The organism is Morganella morganii (genome assembly GCF_041099235.1).
Classification (GTDB): domain Bacteria; phylum Pseudomonadota; class Gammaproteobacteria; order Enterobacterales; family Enterobacteriaceae; genus Morganella; species Morganella morganii_E.
This window is the reverse complement of sequence record NZ_JBFZSO010000008.1, coordinates 150,034-174,678: the sequence shown is the minus strand read 5'-3', so window position 1 is coordinate 174,678 and position 24,645 is coordinate 150,034. Positions and strand designations below refer to the sequence as shown.

Sequence of the window (24,645 nt, the reverse complement as noted above, 5' to 3'; positions counted from 1 at the left end):
GCATCATTGGGCACCCAGAGCACCAGCAAGTACTGACGGATATTTTCCGGCAGGATCTGCAGCAGGGTATCGCCCGGGTTGACCATCTGACCGACGGTTACGCCGAGGGAATCCACCCGGCCGTCTGTCAGGGCGCGGACAATAATCTCGCCGCCGACATCCGTATTCACCATTTCTTTCTGCAACTCATAGCGCTGCAGTTCCATCTGATAAATCCGGTTATCAAACTCAGCGGCCTGAGTTAGGATCTGGCTCTCCAGCGCGGTAATCTGCAGCGCATTCTGCTCATTTTGTCCGCTTAAGTTCAGCAGGCTGTTCTGCTGGGAATAATAAGTCACCACCTGATTAAGCAGCTGATCTTTATTAATTAATCCCTGTTTCTGATAGCCCCGGTAACTCTCCATATTCTGTTTCATAATGGCTATCCCTTCTTCGGCACGTTTTACAATGCCTTCAGAGCGCTTATAGGCATCAATATAAAGGGATTTTTGTTTTTCGAGGGCATCGAGGGTATCGTGCTTATTATCCTCCAGGCGGGAAATCATACTATCAATACGCAAAAGCTGATTTTCAATTTCACGGCGCTGATTATCACTCACCACGCCGCTGGAGGTTGTTTTGCTGACATCAATAACATAGATCGGATCGCCTTTTTTAATATGCTGGCCTTCACGGATATATTGTTTTGTGACAAATCCCTGGGCATTCGCATAAATAGTGACAGCACGCGGATAGGTGGTCACTTCACCTGTGGCATTAACCTGACGGGTGTAAGATCCGAAAATAATAAAAATAAGAAAAACAATCAGGAATACGGAACATGCCGTCATAATTATCCATAACGGAATTCCGGGCAGCAATAATGCTTTGCCCCGCCATTTCATTTTTCTGTTATCGAGCGCTTCCTGCCGGAACAATATGGACTCCAATCCTTAATCATACGGAGAGTAAATAAAATTACTGAGGTATGTTTTGTTCAAACAGCAATTCTAATCGCGGGACAGCGGTTAGCGTATCCGAAATTATACCTATTTATTGCCAATAAGCAGAGTAAGAGGGACTTTACCGGTTATTATCAGAATTTTCGCAGGGAAGGTATTTGTGACATTATTTTTACTTTTAAATAAAGGTGTATTTTAATATTGCAGATATAAAATAAGAAAAACAAGGTAACATATTGTCATTACTACTTATTCTTTCCGTAATTTCCTGCGTGAACAAAAGGGGAGTATTATCGTATCCTTCGTAAAAATACATAAGTATGAAGATTAAATAACTTGAAAAGTAATGATTGCACTTTTTTTTAAAATACAAATAGGTATATACTCAGCAGCGATTACAGGAATGCAGGTTAATTTTCTGTAATTAAAACTGCCCTTTTCAGTCATGAAAAAAGCAGTAAAGGACAACATTCCCTTCGGAAAAATAAAGGAATAAACAATGAAAGAATTAACAGTTCAGGAAATGAATGAAGTTAATGGTGGTTTATTAGGTCTGGGTCTGGTATTCGGTGGTATCGGTGCTGCAATGGGGACAACTATCGGCGGTATCGTTGATGCAGGTTGTGCTGCCGGCGGTTATCAGACTAATTTCAAAGCATCCGGTGCAATGCTGGGTGGCGGTATCGGTGCGGCTGTCGGCCTGAGCCCGGTCCTGGCAACAGCGGGTATCGGTTTTGGCGTGACCAGCATTGTTGATAATGCAAAAAGCATTAAAGCACAGAAAGGCCGCGCATAATTAAATTCAGTATTATTATGGATGTTAAAAGGGATATTTACCCGTAATAAATCTGAATCTTATTGGATATCAATCCGCTGACTCATGAGGGCGGATTTTTGATATTAAAAAAATGCCTGCAATATATATTGCAGGCACCCGGTGTTGACTTAAAAAATAAATAATTTAATTATCTTGTTATATTTTTAAACGCTTCTGTGGTGGCTTTTAATGCCACTTCTGTCGGTAAACGCTCCATGGAACTGGCTCCGTAAAAACCGTGGCAGTCCGGGCAGCGATCTAAAATGTATTGTGCATCTTCCGGGGTCGCGATAGGGCCGCCGTGACACAATACAATAATGTCCGGACGGATTGCTTTAGCCGCTTTCGCCCAGTCATTGATCATCTCAACACAGTCATCCAGCGTGGTGGCGGTTTCCGCCCCGATATTACCGCCGGTGGTCAGGCCCATATGCGGCACGAGGATATCCGCACCGGCTTCGGTCATGGCAATGGCATCTTCACGGCTGAAAACATATGGTGTGGTCAGCAGATCCTTTTCACGTGCCTTGCGGATCATTTCCACTTCCAGCGCATAACCCATGCCGGTTTCTTCCAGATTGGCGCGGAATTTACCGTCGATCAGGCCGACCGTCGGGAAGTTCTGTACGCCGGAAAACCCGGTGGCTTTGATATCGTCGAGGAATTTATCAAACTGACAGAACGGATCCGTTCCGTTGACACCCGCCAGAACCGGCGTATGTTTCACGACCGGCAACACTTCTTTTGCCATATCCATGACGATTTCATTGGCATTACCGTAAGCCAGCAGACCGGCCAGTGAGCCGCGTCCTGCCATGCGGTAACGGCCGGAGTTATAGATAACGATGAGATCGATACCGCCGGCTTCCTCACATTTTGCTGACAGACCGGTACCGGCACCGCCGCCGATAATCGGCTCACCGCGTGAAATCATGTCATTGAATTTTTTCAGTAATGCGTCACGGGAAAGTGGCATCTTGTGTCTCCTTATTTCGCCCGTAATTGCTGGTGTTGGTTAATGACAAAACGGGTAAATTCCGGGTCATTAATGTGATACGGGCATTTGCGTAAAATACGTTTTTCTGTCTGTTTATAATAAGTTTCGAACGCCTCAATAAAGGCGCGGTCCGCATCCGGTGACCGGAACGGCATACCTTCAGCATCGAGGGCGGAGAAACCGCCTTCCGGAATGATAAAAATAACATCGCCGTGACACTGGTTGAGTTTTTCCGCAATCCAGCGTCCCATCTGTGCATTTTCTTCCGGGGTGGTACGCATCAGGGTGACCTGGGCGTTGTGGTGATAAAACTGACGATCGGCGAATTTTTCCGGGACGGTGGACGGGCGGCCGAAATTGACCATATCCAGAGCACCGCAGGAGCCGATATACGGTGTCTGTGAACGGGCAATGGCACCGAAACGGTCTTCATCACAGGCCAGAACGCCGCCGAAAAGATAATCACACACTTCCGTGGTGGTCAGGTCAAGGACACTGTCGAACAGATGATCGTCCGCCAGTTTTTCCATGGCTTTACCGCCGCTGCCGGTCGCGTGAAAGACCAGACAATCGTAATCCGCTTCCAGTTCTTTGCTGATTTGCTGGATACACGGTGTGGTGACACCAAACATAGTCAGGGCAATGGCGGGTTTATCAGTAACCTGCTCTTCCTGACAGAAGTAAACCGCCCCGGCAACCTGGTTAGCCGCATTACGGAGAACTTTACGTGAAATTCGGTTCAGGCCGGAGACATCAGTGACAGAGTAGAGCATGGCAATATCGCTTGCGCCGATATAGCCGGAAATATCACCGGAGGCCATGGTGGAAACCATGAGTTTAGGGATGCCGACAGGCAGGGATTGCATTGCTGGTGTAATCAGTGCCGTTCCACCGGATCCGCCCAAACCGAGAAGTGCTGCAATATCATTTTGTTTTGCAAGGAAACGCTCAAAGGCGACAGCCATTGCCGCAATAGCACGGCCGCGGTCACCGCAGAAAACCGCGCTTTCGCCGTCAGGGTGACAGGCGGCGACGTCGCGGGCGCAGACATCCGCTTCCCGGGCCAGCTGACCGGGTTTTGTGGTTAAATCCACAGTCTTTACAGCCAGGCCGGTGCGCTGAATCAGCTCACTGACATAAAAAATCTCATCACTTTTGGTATCGAGCGTTGTGGCGATATAGACAGCGCCTTTATTGCTGTTCATGGTTAACCTCAAAGGGATATCGGATGTCTGATAACGCATCATAACCAGAATGAGACTGCAGTATCATTTTGTTTGGCGGATTTTGAGACATGTATCTCAATTTGTCTATCTTTAAATCAGCTTTTTGATAAAAAAAACACCATAAGGGTGTTGCCGGCGGGGATGTTGTGTAAGATAGCCGCGCAAAATTCACAGAAAATCGTTAAAGGAAAATCAGTTATGGCCTGTACTGATGATGGGGCACCTTACTCCGGCACACGGAAGCGGACATTTAATCTGCTGATCAATACCGCGCTGGCACTATTTGAGCAGGGTGCGATGCCGTCAGTCTCTGAACTGGCGGCGGAAGCCGGAGTGTCACGGGCAACGGCTTATCGCTATTTTCCGACACAAAGTGATTTAATCGCCGCTACTGTGGATGCTAGTCTCGGCCCGATTCTGACCTGGCGCTCAGACAGCCCGGAAACCCGCGACCGGATGGAACAATTACTGGCTTTCGCGTATCCGCAGATGTTCCGCCACGAAGGCGCACTGCGTGCGGCACTGTATGTGTCATTGCAGCAGTGGGCGCAGGATCGCTCTGCATCGGCCAAATCACAGACCAATGATGAGAAAAAACTGGTCAGAGGGCACCGCAAGGCGATTCTGGCGAATGTCACCGAGCCGCTGAAGGCGCATGTCGATCAGGAAACACTGGATAAAGTGATCCGTGCATTCTCGCTGGTGTACGGCTCGGAAGTGTTCCTGGTGATGAAGGATATCTGGAAGATGAATGACGGTGAAGTCATTGATATTACACAATGGATGGCAAAAGCGATTCTGAATCAGGCCATGGCGGACAGCCGTGAACACGATGAACAGCCGTAATCACGGCTGTTCTAACGTCTTGCGGAAGTAAATACGCTCATGCGTCCGGGGATAGGATTCCAGTATCAGCACTTCCTCAAAACCCATTTTCAGATAAAAAGGGCGCGCCTGGAAACTGAAGGTATCCACCTGGGCGAATTTTGCACCATGCTCCCGCGCACTTTCCTGCGCCTGACGCATTAATGCCGTACCGATACGCTGCCCGCGCAGGGATTTATCCACCCATAAATATTTTATCCGCAGCCAGTTACCGATGATGTCGCCGGTCAGTCCGGCTTTGATTTCACCGTTGACCTCATGGAAAACAGCCAGCTCAGTATGTTCGCTTTCATCGAAGAAACCGGTGTTATGGCTGCGCAGACCATTTTGCACCACACTGATTTCCGCTTCTGATGGCGAGAAAGTTACCCGCATAATTATATCCCCTGTAATTAATTGATTCCGGTGATAGACTGATTTTCTGTTCCGGCAACCGGCTGACATTATAACAATATGAATATTATCAAAACAGCAGCGGGGATTTCGGCCTGTTTCGCTGCCGGATTACTGCTGGCGTACCTGAATGTGCCGATGGCGCTGATGTTCGGCCCCATTATTCTGATTATTATTGCGCACCGTTTCACTATTTCGCTCACCATTCCGAAGGGAACATTAACCTTTGTTCAGATGGTGCTCGGAACATCCGTCGGGCTGATGTTTACCCGTGTCGATCTCAGCCAGTTTGATCATCTTCTGCTGATAATGCTTACCATGGTGTCGTGTCTGGCGGTGCAGTTTACCGTCAGTTTCCTCTGGTTCCGCAAACGGGTGGGGTGGTCTGTTCAGGAATCTCTGCTGGGGGCGGTGCCGGGGGCAATGGCGGCGATTCTGGCGCTGATGGATCACACCGGTACACCGCCGCAGAAGGTGGTGATTTCTCATACTATCCGCCTGATTATTCTGATTATGCTGGCGGGCGTGGTGGTCGGCAGTGATCATCCTGTCCCGCCGCCTGCGGATATTCCGCCGCAGAGCCTGGTGTCCGTGCTGTGGCTGCTGGTGATTGCGGTGTGCGGGTATTTATCCGGCAAAGCGCTGGAAAAAATCAATGTCCCTGCACCGTTTATGCTGACATCACTGGGCACAGCGATTGCTGTTCAGAGTGTGGTGAGTACTTACATTGTTTTCCCGCTGCCGCTGAATGATATCAGTATGACGCTGATCGGCATGTATATCGGGAGCTATTTTGTCCTGTTTCCGCTGAGGTCACTGCTGCGCAACATGGTGACTTCCGCGCAGGTGGTGCTGATCAATATTGTGCTGACTGCACTGATTGCATTCGGAGCATCTCACCTGACCGGCTTTTCCTTCCCGATGCTGCTGCTTTCCTGGGCGCCGGGCAGCATGGAAGCGATGACATTCGCTGCAATTGCGATGGGGATAGATGCGGGTTTTGTTATGCTTAACCATATTCTCCGCATGCTGATTATTCAGAGCGTGCCGTCAGTGGTGCTGTATATTCAGGAACGGCGGAGTAAATAATTAAGCGTAGTAAGTAATTACTCCGCTTTTTTCACCGTCAGCCGCAGGGAATAGACCGGATCAGAACTTCCGCACATGGTGCGGTAGGCTGCGCCTTTGATGTTTATCCGGACGTTGCCGTGCTCTGGCGGCGTTCCCTGCAAACGGGCGGCGATCAGCGGACGTTCATCTGCTTTCATTACCCGTGTCTGCCACTCCTCTTCGGTGATAAGCGGGAGCCATTCCCCGGCCTCATTTTTTGACATCAGTGTGACCGTCATCCAGTCCGGTTTCTCACTGACGTAAAACGGGATCATCCCGGTATTCCGGGCGATTTCAATCGTTTGATCATACGCCTGACCGGCCACCGCATCCGGTGCCGGGAGTTTTGTCACTGATTCTGACGGCGTAAACAGGGCCATACTGCCGCACATGGCACCATAAAAGACCCCGCAGCCGCTTAACATCCCGCACAGCAGCAGTACAACGGTTCCCCTGAGAAATGGGTGAGACAGGCGCATTATGGTTTCTTCCCTGATATTTATGCAAAAAATAATTTTGTCAGTATAAAAAAAGATCACAACAAAAACTGTGCCCGGTATCTGTCAATTCAGGAAATCACACAATATGTACTGGTTAATACGAATTACTCTTGTTAGACTTTTGAAAATGTACTAATTAATACATTTTATGAGTGTCTGTTAACCGTGTGAGGAGTAACAATCAAATGACAGAAAAAGCGCAGGATCCGTCAAGACGATCTTTTCTGAAAAATGCTGGTCTCGGCACAATGGGGCTGGCGGCCGGTGCGCTCGGCAGCCACTCTGCATTAGCGGGCGGAAGTGCCGTGCTGGCGGGGGACGATGATAAAAATAAACGCTATATCAAAACTGATAAACAAAACAAACTGATTTATAACGGTTATCTGATCACCATGGATGAAAAATATGGTGATATTGCTGACGGTGCGGTGCTGATTGACGGCGATAAAATTGTCGATATCGGCCCGGTGTCCAAATTTGCCGGGGTGGATGCGGAACTGATTGATGCGGACGGCGGCATTATCCTGCCGGGTATTATCGACAGCCACCGTCATACCTGGATGTCACTGCTGCGCGGGATCTCCGCAGATATGTCACTGGCCGGATTCCTCGGTTCCACGTTTTACGGAATCGGTTCAGTGATGGAGCCGGAGGATATCCGCATGGCGGCGCTGGTGGGATCGGTTGAGGCACTGAATGCCGGGGTGACCACCATTCTTGACTGCTGTGACTGTGTGAACTCACCGGATCATGCCCCGGCAGCGATTGAATCCCTGCGTGCTTCCGGGATCCGCAGTATCTATGCCTACGGTATGCAGGCTTATGATTATAAAGGCAGTAACCGCTTCCGCAGCCATCAGCAGCGTCTGGATGTGATGAAGAATATTCATCAGCACTATTACGGCTACAGCAACCGCAGCCTGAATCAGATGGGGGTTCTGCTGAGTGATTTCGGCACCATTCCGTTTGCCGATACCGCGAAAGAGATCGAACTGGCGAATAAGCTGGGAATTTTTGTCGCATCCCATACCGGGGCGGCGGAAAAATCCATCCTGCTGAAAGGGCTGCATGAGCTGAAACACAATAATCTGCTTAAGCCCGGTCATCTCCATATCCATTGCACGTCACTGGATAACAGCGAGTGGAAGATCCTGAAAGAGACCGGCGGTAAAGTCTCTATCGCGCCGGAAACCGAAATGCAGATGGGGATGGGACGTCCGCCGTTCCGCGCCAGTCTTGATCACGGCTTTAAACCGGGCCTGAGCAGCGACATTGTCTGCGTCGGCTCCGGTGATCTGTTCTCTCAGATGCGTCTGGGTCTTCAGTTCCAGCGCTGTATGGACAACGAAGCAGAAGCAAACCGCACCGGTAAAACCACCACCAAAATTGACCTGAGTGTGCGTGATGCGCTGACCTGGGCGACACACGGCAGTGCGGAAGCGATGGGTATGGAGAAAGAGATCGGCTCCATCAGCAAAGGTAAAAAAGCGGATATTATTATCGTTTCCCAGAAAGAAGCCTTTGTGCCGTCCAGTTATCCGGCGGGCTCAGTCGTATTGCAAACCACCGCGTCCGGGGTGGATACCGTTATCGTCAACGGGGATGTGAAAAAACGTTTTGGTCAGCTGACACAACAGAATACCGATAAAATCCGTTCTGATGCGACAGAAGCACTGCACCGTATTCAGAAAGCAGCGAAAAAGCTGCCGAAGCAGACCGCAGAGGAGGTGGCAACCTTCTTTGATGCCGCTCAGGAGCAGGCGCGTGAGAATTTCTCAGCCGGTTACAACTATAAAAAATAATTGACTGTGCCGTGTGAGCAACACAAAAAAACCGCTTCCGGGAGGAAGCGGTTTTGCATTTCAGGGGAAAATTACTGCTCTTCCGGCAGAATAAACATGCCGTAAGGGTGGATTTGCAGGAACAGACTGTCGCCGACAGACGGCTGCAATTGTGTGGCGTTAATCTGTAACAGCATGGACTGGCCGTGCCAGTCGACAGTCACTTCATACTGCGGCCCCATATAGGCCACATGAGACACGGTGCAGCGCTGGCTCTCATCGCCCTGCAAACTCAGGGTAATGGCTTCCGGACGCACACCGACAGTAACACTGCTTTTGTCCGTGATGAACTGCGGCGGACGCGGCAGGCGGTAGCTGAAAATCTCAACGGCATCACCGGTCAGTGTCGCCGGGAAGATGTTGGCATCACCCATAAAGCTCGCCATAAACTTTGAGGCAGGCTGACGATACAGTTCCTGCGGCGAGCCCAGTTGCATGATTTTCCCTTTGTTCATCACCAGCACCATATCCGAGACCGCAAAGGCCTCGCTCTGGTCGTGAGTCACATACAGGGAGGTGATATTAAACTGCTGCTGCAATTCACGGATTTTTTCCCGCATACTGCGGCGCAGGTTGGCGTCGAGGTTACTCAGCGGCTCATCAAATAACAGCACTTTCGGCTTGAGGATCAGCGCACGGGCCAGCGCAACACGCTGCTGCTGTCCGCCGGAGATCTGATCGACAAAGCGATCGGCGAATCCGGCCAGATCCACCAGTTCCAGCGCTTCCTCCACCCGCTCTTTCACTTCCGCTTTCGGGCGGCCCAGCATTTTCAGCCCGTAACCAACGTTATCGCCGAGGGACATATGCGGGAACAGCGCGTAAGACTGGAACACCATACAGATATCACGCTGCTGGATGGAACGGTCTGTGACATCTTCGCCGTCAATGAACATCTTACCTTCGGTCGGTTTTTCCAGCCCCGCTACCAGACGCAGCACGGTGGTTTTTCCGCAGCCGGACGGGCCGAGCAGGGTGACCATGCTGCCCGCCGGAATAGAAAGACTTAAATCGTCGATGACCGTGTTGGTGCCAAAGCGTTTAGTCACATTTTTTAATTCAACAAAACTTTGTTGTGTCATGTCGGTTACTCCATGATTACTGTGCATTTTTGGCTTTGGAACGTGAAACACGGGCTTCGCCAATCAAAAAGTCGAACAGGAAAATAATCGCCAGCATCACGACGATCAGGATTGAGCCATAGGCAATCGCCACGCCGTACTCGCCGTCTTCCACGCGGTTCAGAATATAGGCGGTTGCCACACGGGTGTCCGGTGTCACGAGGAACACAATGGCACTGACCGTGGTGATGGCGCGGACAAAGCTGTAAATCAGTGCTGACAGAATCGCCGGACGCAGCAGCGGCAGCAGGATGTGGAAGATGGTCCGCATCGAACCGGCGCGCAGACTGAGTGATGCCTCATCCAGGGATTTGTCGATTTGCCCCAGACCGGCGATACCGGCGCGGATCCCGACCGGCACATTTCGCATCGTCATGGAGATAATCACGATTGCTGCGGTTCCGGTTAAATAGAACGGGGAATCGTTAAAGGCGAGGATGTAAGACACACCCGCCACCGTTCCCGGCACCGCGAAGCAGAGCATGGTGGTAAATTCGATGGTCTTTTTACCACGGAATTCCTGACGCACCACAATGTAGGCGATCAGCAGGCCGAGCACGGCGGTGATTGGTGCGGCGATCCCGGCGTAGAGCAGGGTGTCGAGCAGTGAAGGCCATGCGCCGTCATTCATACCCTGGCCGAACAGCTTGATAAAGTTGTCCAGGGTTAAGGTGTAATCCACGCCCCAGTTCACGGTAAAGCTGCCGTAGAAGATGCTGCCGTACAGCACCAGGTTGAAGACAACCCAGATAGCGAGGAACGTGGTGACAAACGCAACCAGTGCGGCAGGCAGCGGCTGCACATCACCGCGGTACGATTTACCGGACACCGTGACATAAGAGCGTTTACCGATCCACATATACTGCACGCAGAAGACCAGCAGCGAGAAGACCAGCAGGGAGGCACCGAGGGTACTGGCGGCCTGATAATCAAGCTGGGAACCGGTGATATAGAAGTAAATCTGGGTGGCAAGCACGTCAAAGTTACCGCCGAGAACCAGCGGGTTACTGAAGTCTGCCAGGGATTGCACAATCACAATCAGGAAGGCGTTAGCCAGCGCCGGTTTCAGCAGCGGCATAAAGACGTTGAAGAACGTCTGAAAACGGTTGGCGCGCAGGGTGTAAGATGCTTCTTCCAGTGACGGGTGAATGGTTTTGATGGCACCGTCGAGGATCATAAAGGACATCGGCGTAAAGGCGAGCACCTGAGCCAGCCAGATCCCGGTGAAACCGTACAGCCAGTTGGTGTTTTCCAGCCCCGCATAAGTTGCGAGGAATTCGGTCACATAACCGGAACGCCCCATCATCAGGGTGACACCCAGGCCGACAATAAACGGCGGGGTGACAATCGGCAGGATGGAGAACACGCGGCCGATAATTGCCGAGCGTTTTGCGATACGGCTGGTATAAATCGCCAGAATCAGCCCGAAGAAGGTACAGCCCGCCCCCACCGCCAGTGAGAGCATCACGGAGTTCCAGATGACCTGCACAATATGGGACTGTGTGAGAATCGACACAAACGCGAACGGCGCGAAATCCCCGTTATTGTCGGTGAACATCGGGATAAAAATCGCGACACTCGGGAATACGATAAACAACGTAATCAGCCCGACCACCGCAATCAGTGAGCCGATAACAAACTGGTCACCGCCCAGCCACTCCAGGCGCTTGAGGGCGAGGGTCATAATCATGCCGAGCGAGATAAACAGCACAATGGCGGAATAGCCGAGACCTTTTCCTCCCCATACGGCGCTGACAACCGCCACAACCGCCGTCAGAACAGCAACCGCAATATCGGTATAGTGGCGTCCGCGCTGGTGGCGGGATGCCGGTGTCAGTGAGCGGAAAAACAGCACGGACGGCAGCAGATACCAGAGCCAGCTGACATTCAGTCCGTGCCAGCCGTAAGCGGCAAGAATTTCATCTGATGTGGAGTCGGTTAAACCATAATCCAGGCTCCAGGACGGCAGCAGGGCAAAGCCCAGCCACGCGATCAGCAGCCATAAGAAGATGGAATCCCGTCCCTGTTTTGAAGGCAGAGTCAGGGTTTCAGACATTAAAGAATCTCCCTTGCCCGTCTTCATTCAGGAGAATGAGACAAGACAATATAATTATTATAATAAAAACAAAACCGCGCGGCAGAACACCGCGCGGCAGACAACATTACTTACTCATTTTGACTTCGGTGACCCACTTGTTGATCAGATTCTTACGGGTTTCTGCATCGCCGTATTTATCCATATCGTAGTTGATCAGTTTCAGATCAGAGAGTTTCAGTGACATTGGTGAGGATTCAGCCGTGGTATTGGTCAGGATCTGGTAAGATTTACCCTCTTTCCAGCTGATTTCCTGGGCTTCTTTGGAGAGTACGAAATCCACGAACAGTTTGGCGTTGTCCATGTTACGGGCATTTTTCAGGATACTGATGCCGCCGATTTCATAACCGGTGCCTTCACACGGGGAAATTAACTCCAGCGGAGCGCCGTTTTCCACTTCCAGGGAATAGTCGTGCAGGAAGCCGATACCGATAGCAGATTCACCACGGGCGGCGTTACGCGCCGGGGCAATACCGGATTTGGTATACTGGGAGATATTGCTGTTGAGTTTTTTCAGGTAATCGAATGCCTGATCGGTGCCCCACAGCTGGTCAAATGTCGCCAGCGCGGTGTAAGCCGTACCGGAACTCTGCGGGTCAGCAATCTGGATTTCGCCTTTGTATTCCGGCTTGGTCAGATCTTTCCAGCAGGTCGGAACCGGCAGGCCTTTCTCTTTCAGACGATCTTTGTTCACACCGAAACCTAAGATACCGACATAAACCGCAGAGGAGTAGTTGCCTTTGCGTTTGGCCGGGTCACGGAACTGCGGCATGATCTGATCTAAATTCGGGGATTTGTATGCTTCCAGCAGATCCATCTCACCTGCCTGTGAATGCGGATCTAATGTGCCGCCGTACCAGACGTCAGCCTGCGGGTTGCGCTTTTCCGCTTCGATTTTGGCCAGGGTGCTGCCGGAACCGTTACGGACAAACGTGGTTTTCACATCATATTTTTTGGCGAAAGCCTGTGTTTCAGCTTCACACATGGCGTTGGTCGCGCTGCAGTAAACCACCAGACGGCCGGCGGCATTCGCGGATGTGGTAACAGCAGCCAGTGATAAACCGGCGGCAGCGAGAGCAGAGAGGGTCTTGAGTTTCATTATCAGTTCATTCCTTATTATAGGGTTCTGTCATCGGAGAGTGAAACAGAGCCTGCCAGATGTTCCCGCTTGCTGACATTGGCTATCAGCAGCGGCATCAGCAGTAATCCCGTCAGTGCCGCGGCACTGGTCAGCAGGGTAAACATGCCCTGCCAGCCGTAATGTGCCATGACCTGCGCGAGCGGCCACCCGGCCATTGCCGCCCCTAAGTAGGCGTAAAGACCCAGGTAACCCGTTACCGTACCGGCGGCTTTTTTATGGCAATATTCTGTCGCCGCCAGTCCGATTAACATTTGCGGCCCGAATACAAAAAAGCCGGTACTGAAGAAACACGCCGCCAGCAGTCCGTAGTGATGAATCGGTATTAACCACAGGGCGCTGACAGCGATAAACAGGCCGAGGGAAAACAGCAGAATCATCGGGGCGCGCTGACCACGGAATAAAATATCCGATCCCCAGCCCGCACAGACCGCACCCAGCAAACCGCCCAGTTCAAACAGTGACAATGTGGCATTGGCACTGAGCAGATTGCTGCCGTGTGTTTCGGATAACCACAGGTTTCCCCAGTCATTGATCGCCATCCGGATGAGATAAACGAGAATGTAGGAGAAACCGAGTAACCAGATCATCCGGTTACATAAAATGGTCTCTTTCAGGATCACCCGCATCGGCAGCGGCGGGGATAACTGCTCCTGACGCAGTTCTGACGGGTCATGCCGCCATTGTCCGACAGACGGTAATCCTTCCTCCTGCGGCGTGCCGTGCAACCGGCCGCACAGCCACAGGCCTGTCACCATCCCGATAATACCGGGCACTATCAGGGCGGTCTGCCAGCTGTAACGGGTTGCCAGCCAGGCAGTCAGCAGCGGCAGGGTAATGCCGCCGAGGTTGATGGAGATATTCCACAATCCCCACCAGAAGCCGCGTTCGTTGCGCGAATACCAGTGTGTCAGGATGCGCGCGCACGGCGGCCAGCCCCAGCCCTGGAAAAAACCGTTCAGTGTCCAGACAATCAGCAGAGCAGGAAATGACAGGCACCATGCGAACACAATATTCAGCACGCCGGTCATAAACAGCCCCGCGCCCATAAACCAGCGGTAACCGGTGATATCGTGGAAAATCCCCGATACAAATTTTGAGATGCCGTAACTCAGGTAAAACGCGGTCGCTATCAGGCCGATATCGCTTTTATCGAGATGCAGTTCTGTCTGCATCACCGGCATCACAAAGTTAAAGCTCTTGCGGGTCAGATAAAACGTGGCGTAACCGATGATCATCGATAACATCAGTTTGTTGCGCCAGAATCGATAGGTTTTATCCATGGTTTTAGTCTGTTTTCCGGCCATTACGTTATGTCCCGTTCAGGCTGCAAATGTAATCAATCTGTCAATAAAAAGGATGAGAGAAGGTAGTAGATGACTAGGAATAAGTCTTAGTTTTCGTGATTTTTATCAGAAAATGTGGGCAGGTTAACAATAATCCGGGTTCCGCCAGCGGTGGTCAGTGTCCAGTCGCCGCCGAGTGCCCTGACCCGCTCCTCAATACCGCGCAGACCAAAGCCGCCGCGGCGTTTGCTTTCCGGGATACCGATGCCGTTATCAGAGACGTGAAGCTGTATCGTGTCACGTTGCTGTTTCAGGGTGATGAGGATATGAGTGGCTCCGGCATGCTTGCTGATATTATTTAACAATTCCTGTACAAGCCGGTAAAGCGTGAACAGCACTGTTTCATTTTCCGGCGGCTGTTTCAGCTCATAATGAAACTCACACTGAATGCCGTTTTCCCCGAACGCAAATTCCGTAATCAGATGGCGCAGTGCATTTTCAAGAGACATTTCACTCAGCACCGGCGGACGCAGCTCCCGCAGTAACTGACGGGTGGAGTGGTGGATTTTTTGTGCCAGTTCATTGATTTGTGCCGCCGCACGGCTGCTTTGCGGATCCGGCGCGGTTTTTCTGACCAGCATCGACTGGATCTGAATTGCCGTGATGTTCTGACCGATTTCATCATGCAGCTCGCGGGCAATCGCTTTTTTGACATCCTCTTCCGTATGTACCAACTGCTGCATCAGATCCCGCCGCGCCTGTAACTCCTGCTCCAGCCGTTCGCGGTAGCGCTGCAAATTACGTGACAGCTGCTGCTGACGGCTGATGGCAATCCCGAGGCCGATACCAATCAGCGCCTGGGTGCTCATAAACATCTGCAATTCCTGTAAATCGGCAAATGCGCCGTTAAACTGGCGGGCAAAGGTGATGATCAGACTGCCGAGCAGGGCAGAGAGCACACCGCCCTGCCAGCCGTAGCGGTAGGCCATAAAGACATTGGGGATAAAAACCAGCAGCACCAGCAGGCGCTCAATTTCCGGGGTAAAAAAGAGCTGGGCACTGAGCCCGGCCAGGCAAAACAGAAAACACCACATGAGTAATGAGGTGCGCAGCTGCGGATCCGGTGTGCCGTAATCCAGGATCAGGCGGAAATGCTGTTCATGGAGGTATTCATAGATCAGATAGACAAACGGTGTCAGCAGGATACCGCCGGTCAGTGTGGTGAGGAAAATCTGAGTAACACTCAGCGGTGTCAGCAGGCTGAACACCAGGGTATGCAGCAGACTGTTGATACCGACACCGGCGATCAGCAGTAACAGGCGCTGCCAGTAAAGGGTGTAGCGCCACCAGGTGGTCTGGATAATAAAGGCGGTGATAAGGCTCAGCAGCGGCGACAGCAGGATCACCGGCTGTGACAGCAGCTGTTCCTGTGCCAGCCAGATATTCAGCAGCAGCTCGGCCAGTAACAGGGTCGGCCAGAAGCGCCGCCACAGCAGGATCATCAGCGCCAGCCGCAATCCTTCCGGCAGAAAAAACGCAGACAACACACTGTTCTGACTGAGGTAAAAACCGATGATCCACAGACCAATCCAGGTCAGGGAATAGGTAAACAGCAGAAATACCGACTGTAACAGCAGACGAGCGCCGCGCCTCATGGCTTATTGCCCCGCGATAAGGTGATGCGCCAGGGCAAAATGAACCAGATCGATCGTGCTGTCACACTGCAGTTTGCCCAGCACATTGGCGCGGTGGACATGCACAGTTTTATGGCTGAGCTCGAGTTTATCCGCAATTGCCCGCACACTCATCCCGGCCACCAGCAGATCAAATACCTCGCGTTCACGCGGGGTCAGCTCTTCCAGCGCCCGGTTCTCCGGCGGTGACTGGCGCAGCGCGCGCATGGCATCCGCACACAGATAGCAGCCGCCCTGATGCACGGAACGCACCGCCTGAACCAGCTCTTCCGGGCCGCAGCGTTTGGTGAGATACGCACTGGCACCGGCATCCAGTGCACTCTGCACAAAGGCAGGGGTATCATAAATACTGAGAATGATGGTACGGAAGGATGTTTTGCGCTCCCGCAGACGGGCGAGCAGCTGTAATCCGTTTTCATCCGGCATGGAAATATCCATGATCACCACATCAATATCCGGACGGGTCAGTGCGGGCCAGGCTTCCGCCGCACTGGCATATTGTCCGGCGATGGTAATATCCGGCTCCAGTGTCAGGAGCTGGGCGAAACCGGATCGCACAACTACATGGTCATCGATGAGCGCTATTTTTATCATGTCCGGACAGCGTATTATCAGCAGAAAGGGATCAATTATTGACAGAGGTTATATCAATATAGCGGGTGATAATCGAGGATATTCATACAGAAATCCGCTCTCCGGCTGTTTTTTTACCGCTTAACCGATTCGGTTGCAGGTAAATTATTTCACATAGGCAAGCAACGGCAGTGAATCACGGGCCAGTGCGGTGCATTTGTAGTTTTCCGGCAGCTTTATATGTTTGATGTCGAAATAGTTCTCTTTATTCATTTCCGCCATCTGCCGGATATCATAATTGCTCATATCCCAGCGGTTACTTTTGGCAAACAGTAAGATCGCTTTTTCGATACGGGCATTCGGTAAATTCCCGTAGCCGCAATCATTTTTCAGATAAATAAAAACCGCAGTCAGTCCGGCAAGGTCTTCAGCCTGTGACGGCGTCAGCGCTTTCGCGGGCAGGGAAAGCAGCAGGGCACAGCTGAATAAAGCGTGAAGGAATATTTTCATAGTAAGTAGTTTACCGGTAGCGCCTGTCAGTTTATGTGAAGATTTTAATAGTTTTGTCGCGAATGTCATCCGCTGACTAAAGTGGTGTAAAGCCCTTATTCCGGTGAAGGGAACACATTGACCTTACCCTTAGGGCAGGGTTTAGCCTGAGCTATAACAGAACCCAATCATTTTGTCATAGCATATCACCACTGATGATAAAGGAAGCATATCATGCAACGACGCGATTTTTTGAAATATAGCGCATTCTTAGGTGCTGCCACGATGCTGCCGGCATGGAGCCGGTTTGCTTTTGCGGCACAGGAGCGCCCGGCTCTCGGTATTCCGCCTCTGTTAACGGCGGATAATGCACAAAAAATCACTCTGAATATTCAGCAGGGAAAAATGGCGTTTATTCCCGGCAAAACCACCCAAACCTGGGGATATAACGGTGATTTACTGGGCCCGGCACTGAAACTGCGGCGCGGTAAACCGGTGACAGTGGATATCGTCAATAAACTGCCGGAAGCGACCACTGTTCACTGGCACGGTCTGGAGATCAGCGGTGAGCAGGATGGCGGGCCGCAGGCTATTATCGCCCCGGGCGGCACCCGCACGGTCAGTTTCACGCCGGAACAGCCGGAAGCCACCTGCTGGTTCCACCCGCACACTCACGGTAAAACCGGCCATCAGGTCGCAATGGGACTGGCCGGGCTGGTGCTGATTGAGGATGACAATACCGCTTCAACCGGCCTGCCGGGCGAGTGGGGCATTGATGATATCCCGGTGGTATTACAGGATAAGCGTCTGACTGCAGACGGCGAAATTGATTATCAGCTGGATGTGATGTCAGCGGCGGTCGGCTGGTTTGGCGACACCATGCTTACCAACGGCGTAGTTTACCCGCAGCATATGGCCCCGCGCGGCTGGTTGCGGCTGCGGTTGCTCAACGGTTGTAACGCCCGCAGTCTGCGGATGGCAGCCGGTGACGGTCGTCCGCTGTATGTGGTCGGCAGTGACGGCGGCCTGCTCGCCGAACCGGTCAAAGTGCAGGAGTTGCCGATGCTGCCGGGGGAACGGTTTGAAGTGCTGGTGGATACATCAGACGGAAAAGTCTTTGATATTGTCACCTTGCCGGTTCGTCAGATGGGGATGACCCTGGCACCGTTTGATGAGGTACTGCCGGTGTTGTCTGTCCGTCCGGCACCGGATGCCGCACGCGGCAAACTGCCGGATGTGCTGGCAGCTATGCCTGCGCTGATCGACACTTCCCGTCTGCCGGTACGTGAGTTCCGTCTGATGATGGATATGCGCCTCGACATGCAGGGCATGATGATGCTGACCGATAAATACGGCCCGCAGGCGATGGCCGGAATGGGCATGCACGGCAACATGGGCGGCGGCCATATGAGCGGCATGAAAGGCATGAGCCGTGGTATGCATAATAACGGCGGTCATTGCGGCTCCGGTGATGTTGATCTGATGAATGCCAACAGCATCAACGGCATCCCGTTCTCCATGACCGAAAGTGCCTTTGATGTGAAACAGGGACAGGCGGAGCGCTGGATTATCTCCGGTGTCGGCGACATGATGCTGCACCCGTTCCATATCCACGGCACCCGTTTCCGTATTCTCAGCGAAGGCGGACGCACACCGGCGGCACACCGGCAGGGCTGGAAAGATATGGTGCGGATCGAAGGCAATGTCAGCGAAGTGCTGGTAAAATTTGACCATCCGGCCACCAATGCGCATCCGTTTATGGCGCACTGTCATCTGCTGGAACATGAAGATACCGGTATGATGACCGGTTTTACTGTCACGGCCTGAATATAACATTAACCGGTGACAATCCGCGTCAGTCATGGCGCGGATACTGTTTATCTGTCCGTGGTATGCTAAACTAACGCGCTTTCTGACCGGTATTAAACCGGGTTTAATGCCGAACCACTGAAACAGCGTACCGTTGACGACAAAAAAATCATGAAGAAACACACCTTAGATACAATGATCTCCGAAGCTGAGATTCAGCAGCGCGTTGCCGATCTGGGCAGCGAAATTTCCGCACACTATCGTCACAGCAACAAAGAGCTGGTCTTAGTCGGGTTACTGAAAGGATCCTTTATTTTTATGGCCGACCTGTGCCGTAAAATTGATGTTCCGCATGAAGTCGATTTTATGACGGTATCCAGTTACGGCAGCGGCACCTCGTCCACCCGTGATGTGAAAATTGTCAAAGACCTGGACGAAGATATCCGCGGCAAAGACGTGCTGATCGTGGAAGATATCATTGACTCCGGCAATACCTTACACCGTGTGCGTGACATTCTGTCCCTGCGCGGCCCGAACTCTGTGGCTATCTGCACCCTGCTGGATAAACCGTCACGCCGTGAAGTGGATGTGCCGGTTAACTGGGTCGGCTACGCAATCGAAGACAAATTTGTGGTCGGCTACGGCATCGATTACGCCCAGAGCTACCGCCATCTGCCGTATATCGGCCATGTGACACTGCTGGAAGAGTAATCTGTCCGGATGTGACAGCGGAAAAAGCACCTGAGGGTGCTTTTTTATTATTGAAAATCTGTGAAACTCCCTTCATCTGTATTAACTGCCGCAGCACGGAGGTCAGAGGAGATGCTGAACGATGAGTAAAAAATCCATTCCGTGGGCAGAAGCCCGCGAAAACATTTTATCCGGCCCGGAAGTGATCGCAATTTATGAAGCGGAACTGCAGGCGGAACGGATCCGGGAACAATTACTGTCGTGCCTTTGTTCAGGATGAGCAAAAATAAAGCCCCGGCATCCGGGGCTTGTTTCTGCCGGGATCAGGACGACGGCATATTCGAGAGTTTGGCCACGGCCTGGCGGTAGACCAGTTCCATTTTCTCGCGGCTGTCAGAGCTGATATCCAGATCATGCAGCAGGCCGTTGTTAATCCCGTAGATCCAGCCGTGGATCATCACACGCTGGCCGCGTTTCCACGCTGCCTGCATAATGGTGGAGTGACCCAGGTTATACACCTGTTCGACCACGTTCAGTTCACACAAACGGTTGATGCGGTCCTGTGGTGCGAGTTCGCCCAGCAGGGAGCTGTGCTGATACCAGATATCCCGGATATGCAGCAACCAGTTATTGATAAGCCCCAGTTCGGTGCCCTCAATGGCGGCCTGAATACCGCCGCAGTTGTAGTGACCGCAGACGATAATATGTTCAACCTGGAGCACATCTACAGCATACTGGATAACTGACAGGCAGTTCAGATCGGTATGGATGACGAGGTTGGCCACATTACGGTGTACAAACAGATCACCTGGTGCGGCGTCGATCAGTTTTTCGGCAGGAACACGGCTGTCAGAGCAGCCGATCCAGAGAAAACGGGGCTTTTGAGCCTGTGCTAACTCTTTGAAAAAATCCGGATCTTTTTCATTTACAGATTCGGACCACTGCTTGTTATGAGCAAACAGTTCTTCGATTTTTTTCATCATGACGGATAGCCTGTTGCAGATCCTTTCGCTAGAATCTTTTGTATAAAAAATTTAAATTTTAATAAATTGTTATTAAATAATTTCAGCAAAGAAGACGAATTGTCAAGAACCGATTTCGGTTCGCAGGTATTATTGCGGTTTATATTGCACCCAAATTTCTAAATTAAAAAGGTATTTTTCTGTTATGACCTATGCACTGGAAATATCACAATTAACCAAGCAGTATGCGGGCGGCGTGCAGGCTTTACGGGGAATTGACCTGAAAGTCAGTGCCGGCGATTTCTACGCCCTGCTGGGTCCGAACGGCGCGGGAAAATCCACCACCATCGGGATCATCAGTTCGCTGGTGAATAAAACCGGCGGGAAAGTCTCCGTGTTCGGTTATGACATCGATACCGACCTGGTTCTGGCCAAACGTCAGCTCGGCCTGGTACCGCAGGAGTTTAACTTTAACCCGTTTGAGACCGTATTACAGATTGTCCTGCAGCAGGCCGGTTATTACGGGGTGCCGCACAAACTGGCGCAGGAGCGGGCGAAAACCTATCTGACGCAACTGGATTTGTGGGAGAAACGTGATGAGCGTGCGATGCGTCTGTCCGGCGGGATGAAGCGCCGCCTGATGATTGCCCGTGCACTGATGCACCAACCGAAACTGCTGATCCTCGACGAACCGACCGCCGGGGTGGATATCGAACTGCGCCGCTCCATGTGGGGATTCCTCAAAACCCTGAATGCGCAGGGCACCACGATCATTCTCACCACGCACTATCTCGAGGAAGCGGAAATGCTGTGCCGCAATATCGGGATTATCCAGCACGGTGAGCTGGTGGAAAACACCAGCATGAAAGCGTTGCTCGGTAAGCTGGAATCGGAAACCTTTATCCTCGATCTGGGCTCGAAAAACCCGCTGCCGCAGCTTGAGGGTTATACGTTCCGGCTGACTGATACCTCAACGCTGGAGGTGGATGTCCGCCGTGAACAGGGACTGAACGGTGTTTTTGCCCAGCTGAATGCGCAGGGCATTGATGTGTTAAGTATGCGCAACAAAGCGAACCGGCTGGAGGAATTATTTGTGCATCTGGTGAATCATGATTTGGAGGCTGCAAAATGATGTCGCTGTACTGGGTGGCGCTGAAAACAATCTGGCGCAAAGAAATCACCCGTTTTATGCGGATTTGGATCCAGACGCTGATCCCGCCGGTGATCACCATGTCACTCTATTTTATTATTTTCGGAAATCTTATCGGTAACCGGATTGGCGAAATGGGCGGTGTCGGTTACATGCAGTTTATCGTGCCCGGCCTGATTATGATGTCAGTGATTACTAACTCTTATGCCAACGTATCCTCTTCTTTTTTCGGGGCAAAATTCCAGAAAAGTATTGAGGAACTGCTGGTGGCACCGGTGCCGACCCACGTCATTATCGCCGGGTTTGTCGGTGGTGGTGTGGCGCGCGGTGTGCTGGTCGGGATTCTGGTCACGCTGGTTTCTCTGTTCTTTGTGCCGTTACAGATCCACTCCTGGTTTATGATCATTGCCACGCTGCTGATGACCTCCATTCTGTTCTCGCTGGCGGGACTGCTTAACGCGCTGTTTGCGAAAAGTTTTGATGATATCAGCATTATCCCGACGTTCGTCCTGACACCGCTGACCTACCTGGGCGGGGTGTTTTACTCCCTGACGCTGTTACCGGCGTTCTGGCAGGCGGTGTCCAAATTGAACCCGATTGTCTATATGATCAGCGGCTTCCGTTATGGTTTCCTCGGTATCAGTGATGTTTCCCTGACCACCACTCTCGGGGTACTGAGCCTGTTTATTGCCGTATTCTATATGCTCACCTGGCGCCTGATTGAGAAAGGGCGCGGACTGAGAACCTGATCCTGCTTTCTGATAATCCGCCCGGCACATCGTTGCCGGGCTTTTTGTATCTGTCCTTATTATTTTCCTGCGCTATGTAATTATTTTTCCTCGGTTTATCTCCGATTAATACAGACCTTCTCCCGTTCCCGTCACTGCCAAAGTTAAATCACAGAATTAGTATGCATTTATCTCCCGCTGCATAGATTAATTAAATTAATGTGTTTATTGTGTGCGGGCTGGTAAAAACCGGCTGTGTACTGATGTTTAAGGATAAATTTCACTCTGTTTCATTATTACATTCGGAGATATTTTTATGAGTATCGCTGCATACGGCAGGGAAGACGGATGGTCGTTGGTCGATGATGTATTAAGCAGCCCGGGACGGGGTAACGGACGCTGGATTAACAATAAAATCTCATATGATGCCTTTGATGCGGGCAGTCAGATTGTCAGAACCAACACCGGCTGGAATGGCGCGGGTGTGCTCGGGCAGCCGGCGGAAATCACCTATTCATTCCCGACATGGGAAGGGATGTATTATAACGTGGCAGGCAACACCGGGTTACACGGTTTCAATGACTATCAGAAAGATCAGGCCCGGTTATCACTGCAGTCATGGGCTGACGTGGCAAACATTACCTTTACTGAAGTGGATGCAGGCCGGGGAGATATCTACACCAATATCACCTTTGGTTATATTAATGATAAATACACACAGGCTTACGCCTGGCTGCCGCACACCAAAGATTATTTCGACAGGCCGTACACTGACTCACGGGGCTTTGATGTCTCCGGTCAGTCCTGGTACAGCTCGGACCCGGAGGCGCTCAATGTGATGCCGAAAGCCGGAAATTACGGGCGTCTGACGTTTACCCATGAAATCGGTCATACCCTCGGATTAAACCATCCGGGTGATTATAACGCGGGCCAGGGGGCACCTTCTTATAAAAATGCGGAGTACGCCGAGGATACCCGGCAGTACAGCGTGATGAGCTACTGGAGTGAGCAAATCACCGGGGCTGATCACAAAGGCTACTATGCTTCAGCACCGCTTCTGGATGATATTACCGCGATTCAGAAACTGTACGGTGCGAATTATCACACCCGCAGTGGTGATACGATTTATGGGTTTGATTCCAATACTGACCGTGACTATTACTCTGCAAACCGTTCATCAGATAAGCTGATTTTCACCGTCTGGGACGGCGGCGGCAATGACACCCTGAATTTCTCCCGTTATAAGCAGGATCAGTTGATCTCTCTGCGTGAAGGTGATTTTTCGGATGTCGGCGGCCTGACCGGAAATGTGTCAATCGCACACGGTGTGGTGATTGAAAATGCGTACGGCGGGTACGGGAATGATGTGATCATCGGTAACGATGCGGACAACATTCTGCTGGGGAACGGCGGGGATGATGTGCTGTACGGTGGTGCAGGGCAGGATCAGCTCTGGGGCGGTACAGGGCGTGATATCTTTGTCTTCTCGGCGGTGACCGATTCCCTGTATGACCGTCCGGATCATATCCGTGATTTCTCAACCGGTCTGGACAGCATTGATTTACAGGGGCTGAATCAGAACAGTTTCGGGGAAAAATTCATTTATTTCACCGATGAATTTACCGGTGCGGCCGGGGAAGCGGTGCTCCGCTATGATGACGGGCTGAACCTGACAGAACTGCTGATTAATATCAGCGGAAATCAGTGTCAGCCTGATTTTAAAGTGGATATCACCGGTATGGTGAATGTTCACACTGACTTTATCGTTTAACGCAGCAGGCGGGCGCGGCCGGTGCGGCGTCCGCAGCATTCAGGAATTCACTATGCAAATTTCCCGGTCAATATTGTTTTCGTTGCTGCTATCAGGGCAGAGTGCGGCAATCAGCCAGAAAATTCCCGCTGCAGAAGAGCTTCAGGGGCACTGGCAGTTTACGGAGGATGGGCAGACACTGCCGGTCGAACTCACGGCGGTTCCTGACAGCGCGGCAGGCGGGTTTCAGCTGCATTTCACGGCACAGCCGCAGATAACGGCCTGGCGCCCGGCACCGGACGGCATTGCGTTTCTTACCGCAGACGGTACAACCCGTTATTTCTTTTCCGCTGAAGCCCCCGGCCGTTACTGTGCGGAAATCTGGCATGACAATGGCGCACGTCTTCTGAAAGAGTAACTTCGTCTCTTTTTTACCCTGTGATTAATACT

Annotated in this window: 24 protein-coding genes; 11 read left to right on the top strand and 13 right to left on the bottom strand. The window is 51.7% G+C overall.

What is annotated here, in order from left to right; genetic code table 11:
* Positions 1 to 917: HlyD family secretion protein (locus AB7038_RS14080; protein ID WP_369453522.1), on the bottom strand; the 917-nt coding region annotated here is incomplete at its 3' end.
* Between the two features lie 523 nt (positions 918 to 1,440).
* On the opposite strand from AB7038_RS14080, the gene AB7038_RS14075 reads away from it, so the two are divergent.
* Positions 1,441 to 1,737 (top strand): class IIb bacteriocin, lactobin A/cerein 7B family, encoded by a 297-nt coding sequence (locus AB7038_RS14075; RefSeq protein ID WP_368890041.1) that lies wholly within the window; start codon positions 1,441 to 1,443, stop codon positions 1,735 to 1,737.
* Between the two features lie 169 nt (positions 1,738 to 1,906).
* Here AB7038_RS14075 and AB7038_RS14070 read toward each other — a convergent pair whose 3' ends face one another.
* Together AB7038_RS14070 and AB7038_RS14065 are read right to left on the bottom strand one after the other, a co-directional pair.
* Entirely contained in the window at positions 1,907 to 2,734 is an 828-nt protein-coding gene (locus tag AB7038_RS14070) for a phosphoenolpyruvate hydrolase family protein (RefSeq protein ID WP_072871975.1), read from the bottom strand.
* Positions 2,735 to 2,745: 11 nt separating this feature from the next.
* Positions 2,746 to 3,960 carry a Tm-1-like ATP-binding domain-containing protein gene (locus AB7038_RS14065; RefSeq protein WP_369453521.1) on the bottom strand — a complete coding sequence of 405 codons (1,215 nt, stop codon included), beginning with the start codon at positions 3,958 to 3,960 and terminating at the stop codon, positions 2,746 to 2,748.
* 219 nt (positions 3,961 to 4,179) lie between these two features.
* Between AB7038_RS14065 and AB7038_RS14060 the strand changes: the two genes are divergently transcribed.
* The gene (locus tag AB7038_RS14060) at positions 4,180 to 4,827 is read left to right on the top strand and encodes a TetR/AcrR family transcriptional regulator (protein WP_368890039.1); all 648 of its coding nucleotides are present in this window, start codon (positions 4,180 to 4,182) and stop codon (positions 4,825 to 4,827) included.
* Here AB7038_RS14060 and AB7038_RS14055 read toward each other — a convergent pair whose 3' ends face one another.
* Positions 4,828 to 5,241, bottom strand: a complete 414-nt coding sequence (locus AB7038_RS14055) for a GNAT family N-acetyltransferase (RefSeq protein ID WP_368890038.1) — start codon at positions 5,239 to 5,241, stop codon at positions 4,828 to 4,830.
* A 78-nt stretch (positions 5,242 to 5,319) separates the two neighbouring features.
* On the opposite strand from AB7038_RS14055, the gene AB7038_RS14050 reads away from it, so the two are divergent.
* Positions 5,320 to 6,348: an AbrB family transcriptional regulator gene (locus AB7038_RS14050; protein ID WP_279796040.1), complete on the top strand. Its 1,029-nt coding sequence runs from the start codon at positions 5,320 to 5,322 to the stop codon at positions 6,346 to 6,348.
* A gap of 17 nt (positions 6,349 to 6,365) precedes the next feature.
* Here the strand turns inward: AB7038_RS14050 and AB7038_RS14045 are convergent, their stop codons facing one another.
* On the bottom strand, positions 6,366 to 6,848 hold the full coding sequence (locus AB7038_RS14045; protein ID WP_369453520.1) for a hypothetical protein: 483 nt from the start codon (positions 6,846 to 6,848) through the stop codon (positions 6,366 to 6,368).
* Positions 6,849 to 7,054: 206 nt separating this feature from the next.
* On the opposite strand from AB7038_RS14045, the gene AB7038_RS14040 reads away from it, so the two are divergent.
* Entirely contained in the window at positions 7,055 to 8,671 is a 1,617-nt protein-coding gene (locus AB7038_RS14040; RefSeq protein WP_369453519.1) for an amidohydrolase family protein, read from the top strand.
* Positions 8,672 to 8,742: 71 nt separating this feature from the next.
* Here AB7038_RS14040 and fbpC read toward each other — a convergent pair whose 3' ends face one another.
* From fbpC to AB7038_RS14005, 7 genes are all read right to left on the bottom strand, one after another.
* Complete coding sequence (gene fbpC, locus AB7038_RS14035) at positions 8,743 to 9,792, bottom strand: ferric ABC transporter ATP-binding protein (protein ID WP_025154039.1); 1,050 nt, start codon at positions 9,790 to 9,792, stop codon at positions 8,743 to 8,745.
* Positions 9,793 to 9,808: 16 nt separating this feature from the next.
* Positions 9,809 to 11,887, bottom strand: coding sequence for an ABC transporter permease (locus AB7038_RS14030; RefSeq protein WP_369453518.1), 2,079 nt, complete (start codon positions 11,885 to 11,887; stop codon positions 9,809 to 9,811).
* 106 nt (positions 11,888 to 11,993) lie between these two features.
* Positions 11,994 to 13,025: an ABC transporter substrate-binding protein gene (locus AB7038_RS14025; protein WP_368890032.1), complete on the bottom strand. Its 1,032-nt coding sequence runs from the start codon at positions 13,023 to 13,025 to the stop codon at positions 11,994 to 11,996.
* Between the two features lie 17 nt (positions 13,026 to 13,042).
* Positions 13,043 to 14,371: an MFS transporter family glucose-6-phosphate receptor UhpC gene (gene uhpC / locus AB7038_RS14020; RefSeq protein WP_214179044.1), complete on the bottom strand. Its 1,329-nt coding sequence runs from the start codon at positions 14,369 to 14,371 to the stop codon at positions 13,043 to 13,045.
* Between the two features lie 86 nt (positions 14,372 to 14,457).
* A complete protein-coding gene (locus tag AB7038_RS14015) occupies positions 14,458 to 16,005 on the bottom strand; it encodes an MASE1 domain-containing sensor histidine kinase (RefSeq protein WP_368890031.1) in 1,548 nt (515 codons plus the stop codon).
* A 3-nt stretch (positions 16,006 to 16,008) separates the two neighbouring features.
* The gene (locus tag AB7038_RS14010) at positions 16,009 to 16,638 is read right to left on the bottom strand and encodes a response regulator transcription factor (protein ID WP_004236009.1); all 630 of its coding nucleotides are present in this window, start codon (positions 16,636 to 16,638) and stop codon (positions 16,009 to 16,011) included.
* 144 nt (positions 16,639 to 16,782) lie between these two features.
* The gene (locus tag AB7038_RS14005) at positions 16,783 to 17,127 is read right to left on the bottom strand and encodes a YacC family pilotin-like protein (protein WP_369453517.1); all 345 of its coding nucleotides are present in this window, start codon (positions 17,125 to 17,127) and stop codon (positions 16,783 to 16,785) included.
* 213 nt (positions 17,128 to 17,340) lie between these two features.
* Between AB7038_RS14005 and cueO the strand changes: the two genes are divergently transcribed.
* The 3 genes from cueO (at position 17,341) to AB7038_RS13990 (ending at position 19,885) form a co-directional block, all read left to right on the top strand.
* The gene (gene cueO, locus AB7038_RS14000) at positions 17,341 to 18,933 is read left to right on the top strand and encodes a multicopper oxidase CueO (protein ID WP_369453516.1); all 1,593 of its coding nucleotides are present in this window, start codon (positions 17,341 to 17,343) and stop codon (positions 18,931 to 18,933) included.
* A 153-nt stretch (positions 18,934 to 19,086) separates the two neighbouring features.
* Positions 19,087 to 19,626, top strand: coding sequence for a hypoxanthine phosphoribosyltransferase (hpt, locus tag AB7038_RS13995; RefSeq protein ID WP_171819759.1), 540 nt, complete (start codon positions 19,087 to 19,089; stop codon positions 19,624 to 19,626).
* Positions 19,627 to 19,747: 121 nt separating this feature from the next.
* Complete coding sequence (locus AB7038_RS13990) at positions 19,748 to 19,885, top strand: hypothetical protein (protein WP_369453515.1); 138 nt, start codon at positions 19,748 to 19,750, stop codon at positions 19,883 to 19,885.
* 43 nt (positions 19,886 to 19,928) lie between these two features.
* Here AB7038_RS13990 and can read toward each other — a convergent pair whose 3' ends face one another.
* Positions 19,929 to 20,588: a carbonate dehydratase gene (gene can, locus AB7038_RS13985; protein ID WP_143970355.1), complete on the bottom strand. Its 660-nt coding sequence runs from the start codon at positions 20,586 to 20,588 to the stop codon at positions 19,929 to 19,931.
* A gap of 184 nt (positions 20,589 to 20,772) precedes the next feature.
* Between can and AB7038_RS13980 the strand changes: the two genes are divergently transcribed.
* From AB7038_RS13980 to AB7038_RS13965, 4 genes are all read left to right on the top strand, one after another.
* Entirely contained in the window at positions 20,773 to 21,699 is a 927-nt protein-coding gene (locus AB7038_RS13980) for an ABC transporter ATP-binding protein (RefSeq protein WP_004238932.1), read from the top strand.
* The gene (locus AB7038_RS13975) at positions 21,696 to 22,466 is read left to right on the top strand and encodes an ABC transporter permease (protein WP_368890027.1); all 771 of its coding nucleotides are present in this window, start codon (positions 21,696 to 21,698) and stop codon (positions 22,464 to 22,466) included. Before AB7038_RS13980 ends, AB7038_RS13975 begins: the two co-directional genes overlap by 4 nt.
* 295 nt (positions 22,467 to 22,761) lie before the next feature.
* Positions 22,762 to 24,216, top strand: a complete 1,455-nt coding sequence (locus AB7038_RS13970) for a serralysin family metalloprotease (RefSeq protein WP_369453514.1) — start codon at positions 22,762 to 22,764, stop codon at positions 24,214 to 24,216.
* Between the two features lie 52 nt (positions 24,217 to 24,268).
* Positions 24,269 to 24,613: an AprI/Inh family metalloprotease inhibitor gene (locus AB7038_RS13965; RefSeq protein WP_368890025.1), complete on the top strand. Its 345-nt coding sequence runs from the start codon at positions 24,269 to 24,271 to the stop codon at positions 24,611 to 24,613.
* The last annotated feature ends 32 nt before the right edge of the window (positions 24,614 to 24,645 follow it).

Excerpts from the sequence above, each read along its gene's own strand:
- AB7038_RS13965 (WP_368890025.1), top strand. The coding sequence starts at position 24,269 with ATGCAAATTTCCCGGTCAATATTGTTTTCGTTGCTGCTATCAGGGCAG.
- AB7038_RS14040 (WP_369453519.1), top strand. The coding sequence starts at position 7,055 with ATGACAGAAAAAGCGCAGGATCCGTCAAGACGATCTTTTCTGAAAAAT.
- AB7038_RS14060 (WP_368890039.1), top strand. The coding sequence starts at position 4,180 with ATGGCCTGTACTGATGATGGGGCACCTTACTCCGGCACACGGAAGCGG.
- uhpC (WP_214179044.1), bottom strand. The coding sequence starts at position 14,371 with ATGGCCGGAAAACAGACTAAAACCATGGATAAAACCTATCGATTCTGG.
- AB7038_RS13970 (WP_369453514.1), top strand. The coding sequence starts at position 22,762 with ATGAGTATCGCTGCATACGGCAGGGAAGACGGATGGTCGTTGGTCGAT.
- AB7038_RS14045 (WP_369453520.1), bottom strand. The coding sequence starts at position 6,848 with ATGCGCCTGTCTCACCCATTTCTCAGGGGAACCGTTGTACTGCTGCTG.
- fbpC (WP_025154039.1), bottom strand. The coding sequence starts at position 9,792 with ATGACACAACAAAGTTTTGTTGAATTAAAAAATGTGACTAAACGCTTT.
- AB7038_RS13975 (WP_368890027.1), top strand. The coding sequence starts at position 21,696 with ATGATGTCGCTGTACTGGGTGGCGCTGAAAACAATCTGGCGCAAAGAA.
- AB7038_RS13990 (WP_369453515.1), top strand. The coding sequence starts at position 19,748 with ATGAGTAAAAAATCCATTCCGTGGGCAGAAGCCCGCGAAAACATTTTA.
- AB7038_RS14030 (WP_369453518.1), bottom strand. The coding sequence starts at position 11,887 with ATGTCTGAAACCCTGACTCTGCCTTCAAAACAGGGACGGGATTCCATC.
- AB7038_RS14070 (WP_072871975.1), bottom strand. The coding sequence starts at position 2,734 with ATGCCACTTTCCCGTGACGCATTACTGAAAAAATTCAATGACATGATT.
- AB7038_RS14025 (WP_368890032.1), bottom strand. The coding sequence starts at position 13,025 with ATGAAACTCAAGACCCTCTCTGCTCTCGCTGCCGCCGGTTTATCACTG.
- AB7038_RS14005 (WP_369453517.1), bottom strand. The coding sequence starts at position 17,127 with ATGAAAATATTCCTTCACGCTTTATTCAGCTGTGCCCTGCTGCTTTCC.
- AB7038_RS14075 (WP_368890041.1), top strand. The coding sequence starts at position 1,441 with ATGAAAGAATTAACAGTTCAGGAAATGAATGAAGTTAATGGTGGTTTA.
- can (WP_143970355.1), bottom strand. The coding sequence starts at position 20,588 with ATGATGAAAAAAATCGAAGAACTGTTTGCTCATAACAAGCAGTGGTCC.
- AB7038_RS14055 (WP_368890038.1), bottom strand. The coding sequence starts at position 5,241 with ATGCGGGTAACTTTCTCGCCATCAGAAGCGGAAATCAGTGTGGTGCAA.
- hpt (WP_171819759.1), top strand. The coding sequence starts at position 19,087 with ATGAAGAAACACACCTTAGATACAATGATCTCCGAAGCTGAGATTCAG.
- AB7038_RS13980 (WP_004238932.1), top strand. The coding sequence starts at position 20,773 with ATGACCTATGCACTGGAAATATCACAATTAACCAAGCAGTATGCGGGC.
- AB7038_RS14050 (WP_279796040.1), top strand. The coding sequence starts at position 5,320 with ATGAATATTATCAAAACAGCAGCGGGGATTTCGGCCTGTTTCGCTGCC.
- AB7038_RS14065 (WP_369453521.1), bottom strand. The coding sequence starts at position 3,960 with ATGAACAGCAATAAAGGCGCTGTCTATATCGCCACAACGCTCGATACC.
- AB7038_RS14015 (WP_368890031.1), bottom strand. The coding sequence starts at position 16,005 with ATGAGGCGCGGCGCTCGTCTGCTGTTACAGTCGGTATTTCTGCTGTTT.
- AB7038_RS14010 (WP_004236009.1), bottom strand. The coding sequence starts at position 16,638 with ATGATAAAAATAGCGCTCATCGATGACCATGTAGTTGTGCGATCCGGT.
- cueO (WP_369453516.1), top strand. The coding sequence starts at position 17,341 with ATGCAACGACGCGATTTTTTGAAATATAGCGCATTCTTAGGTGCTGCC.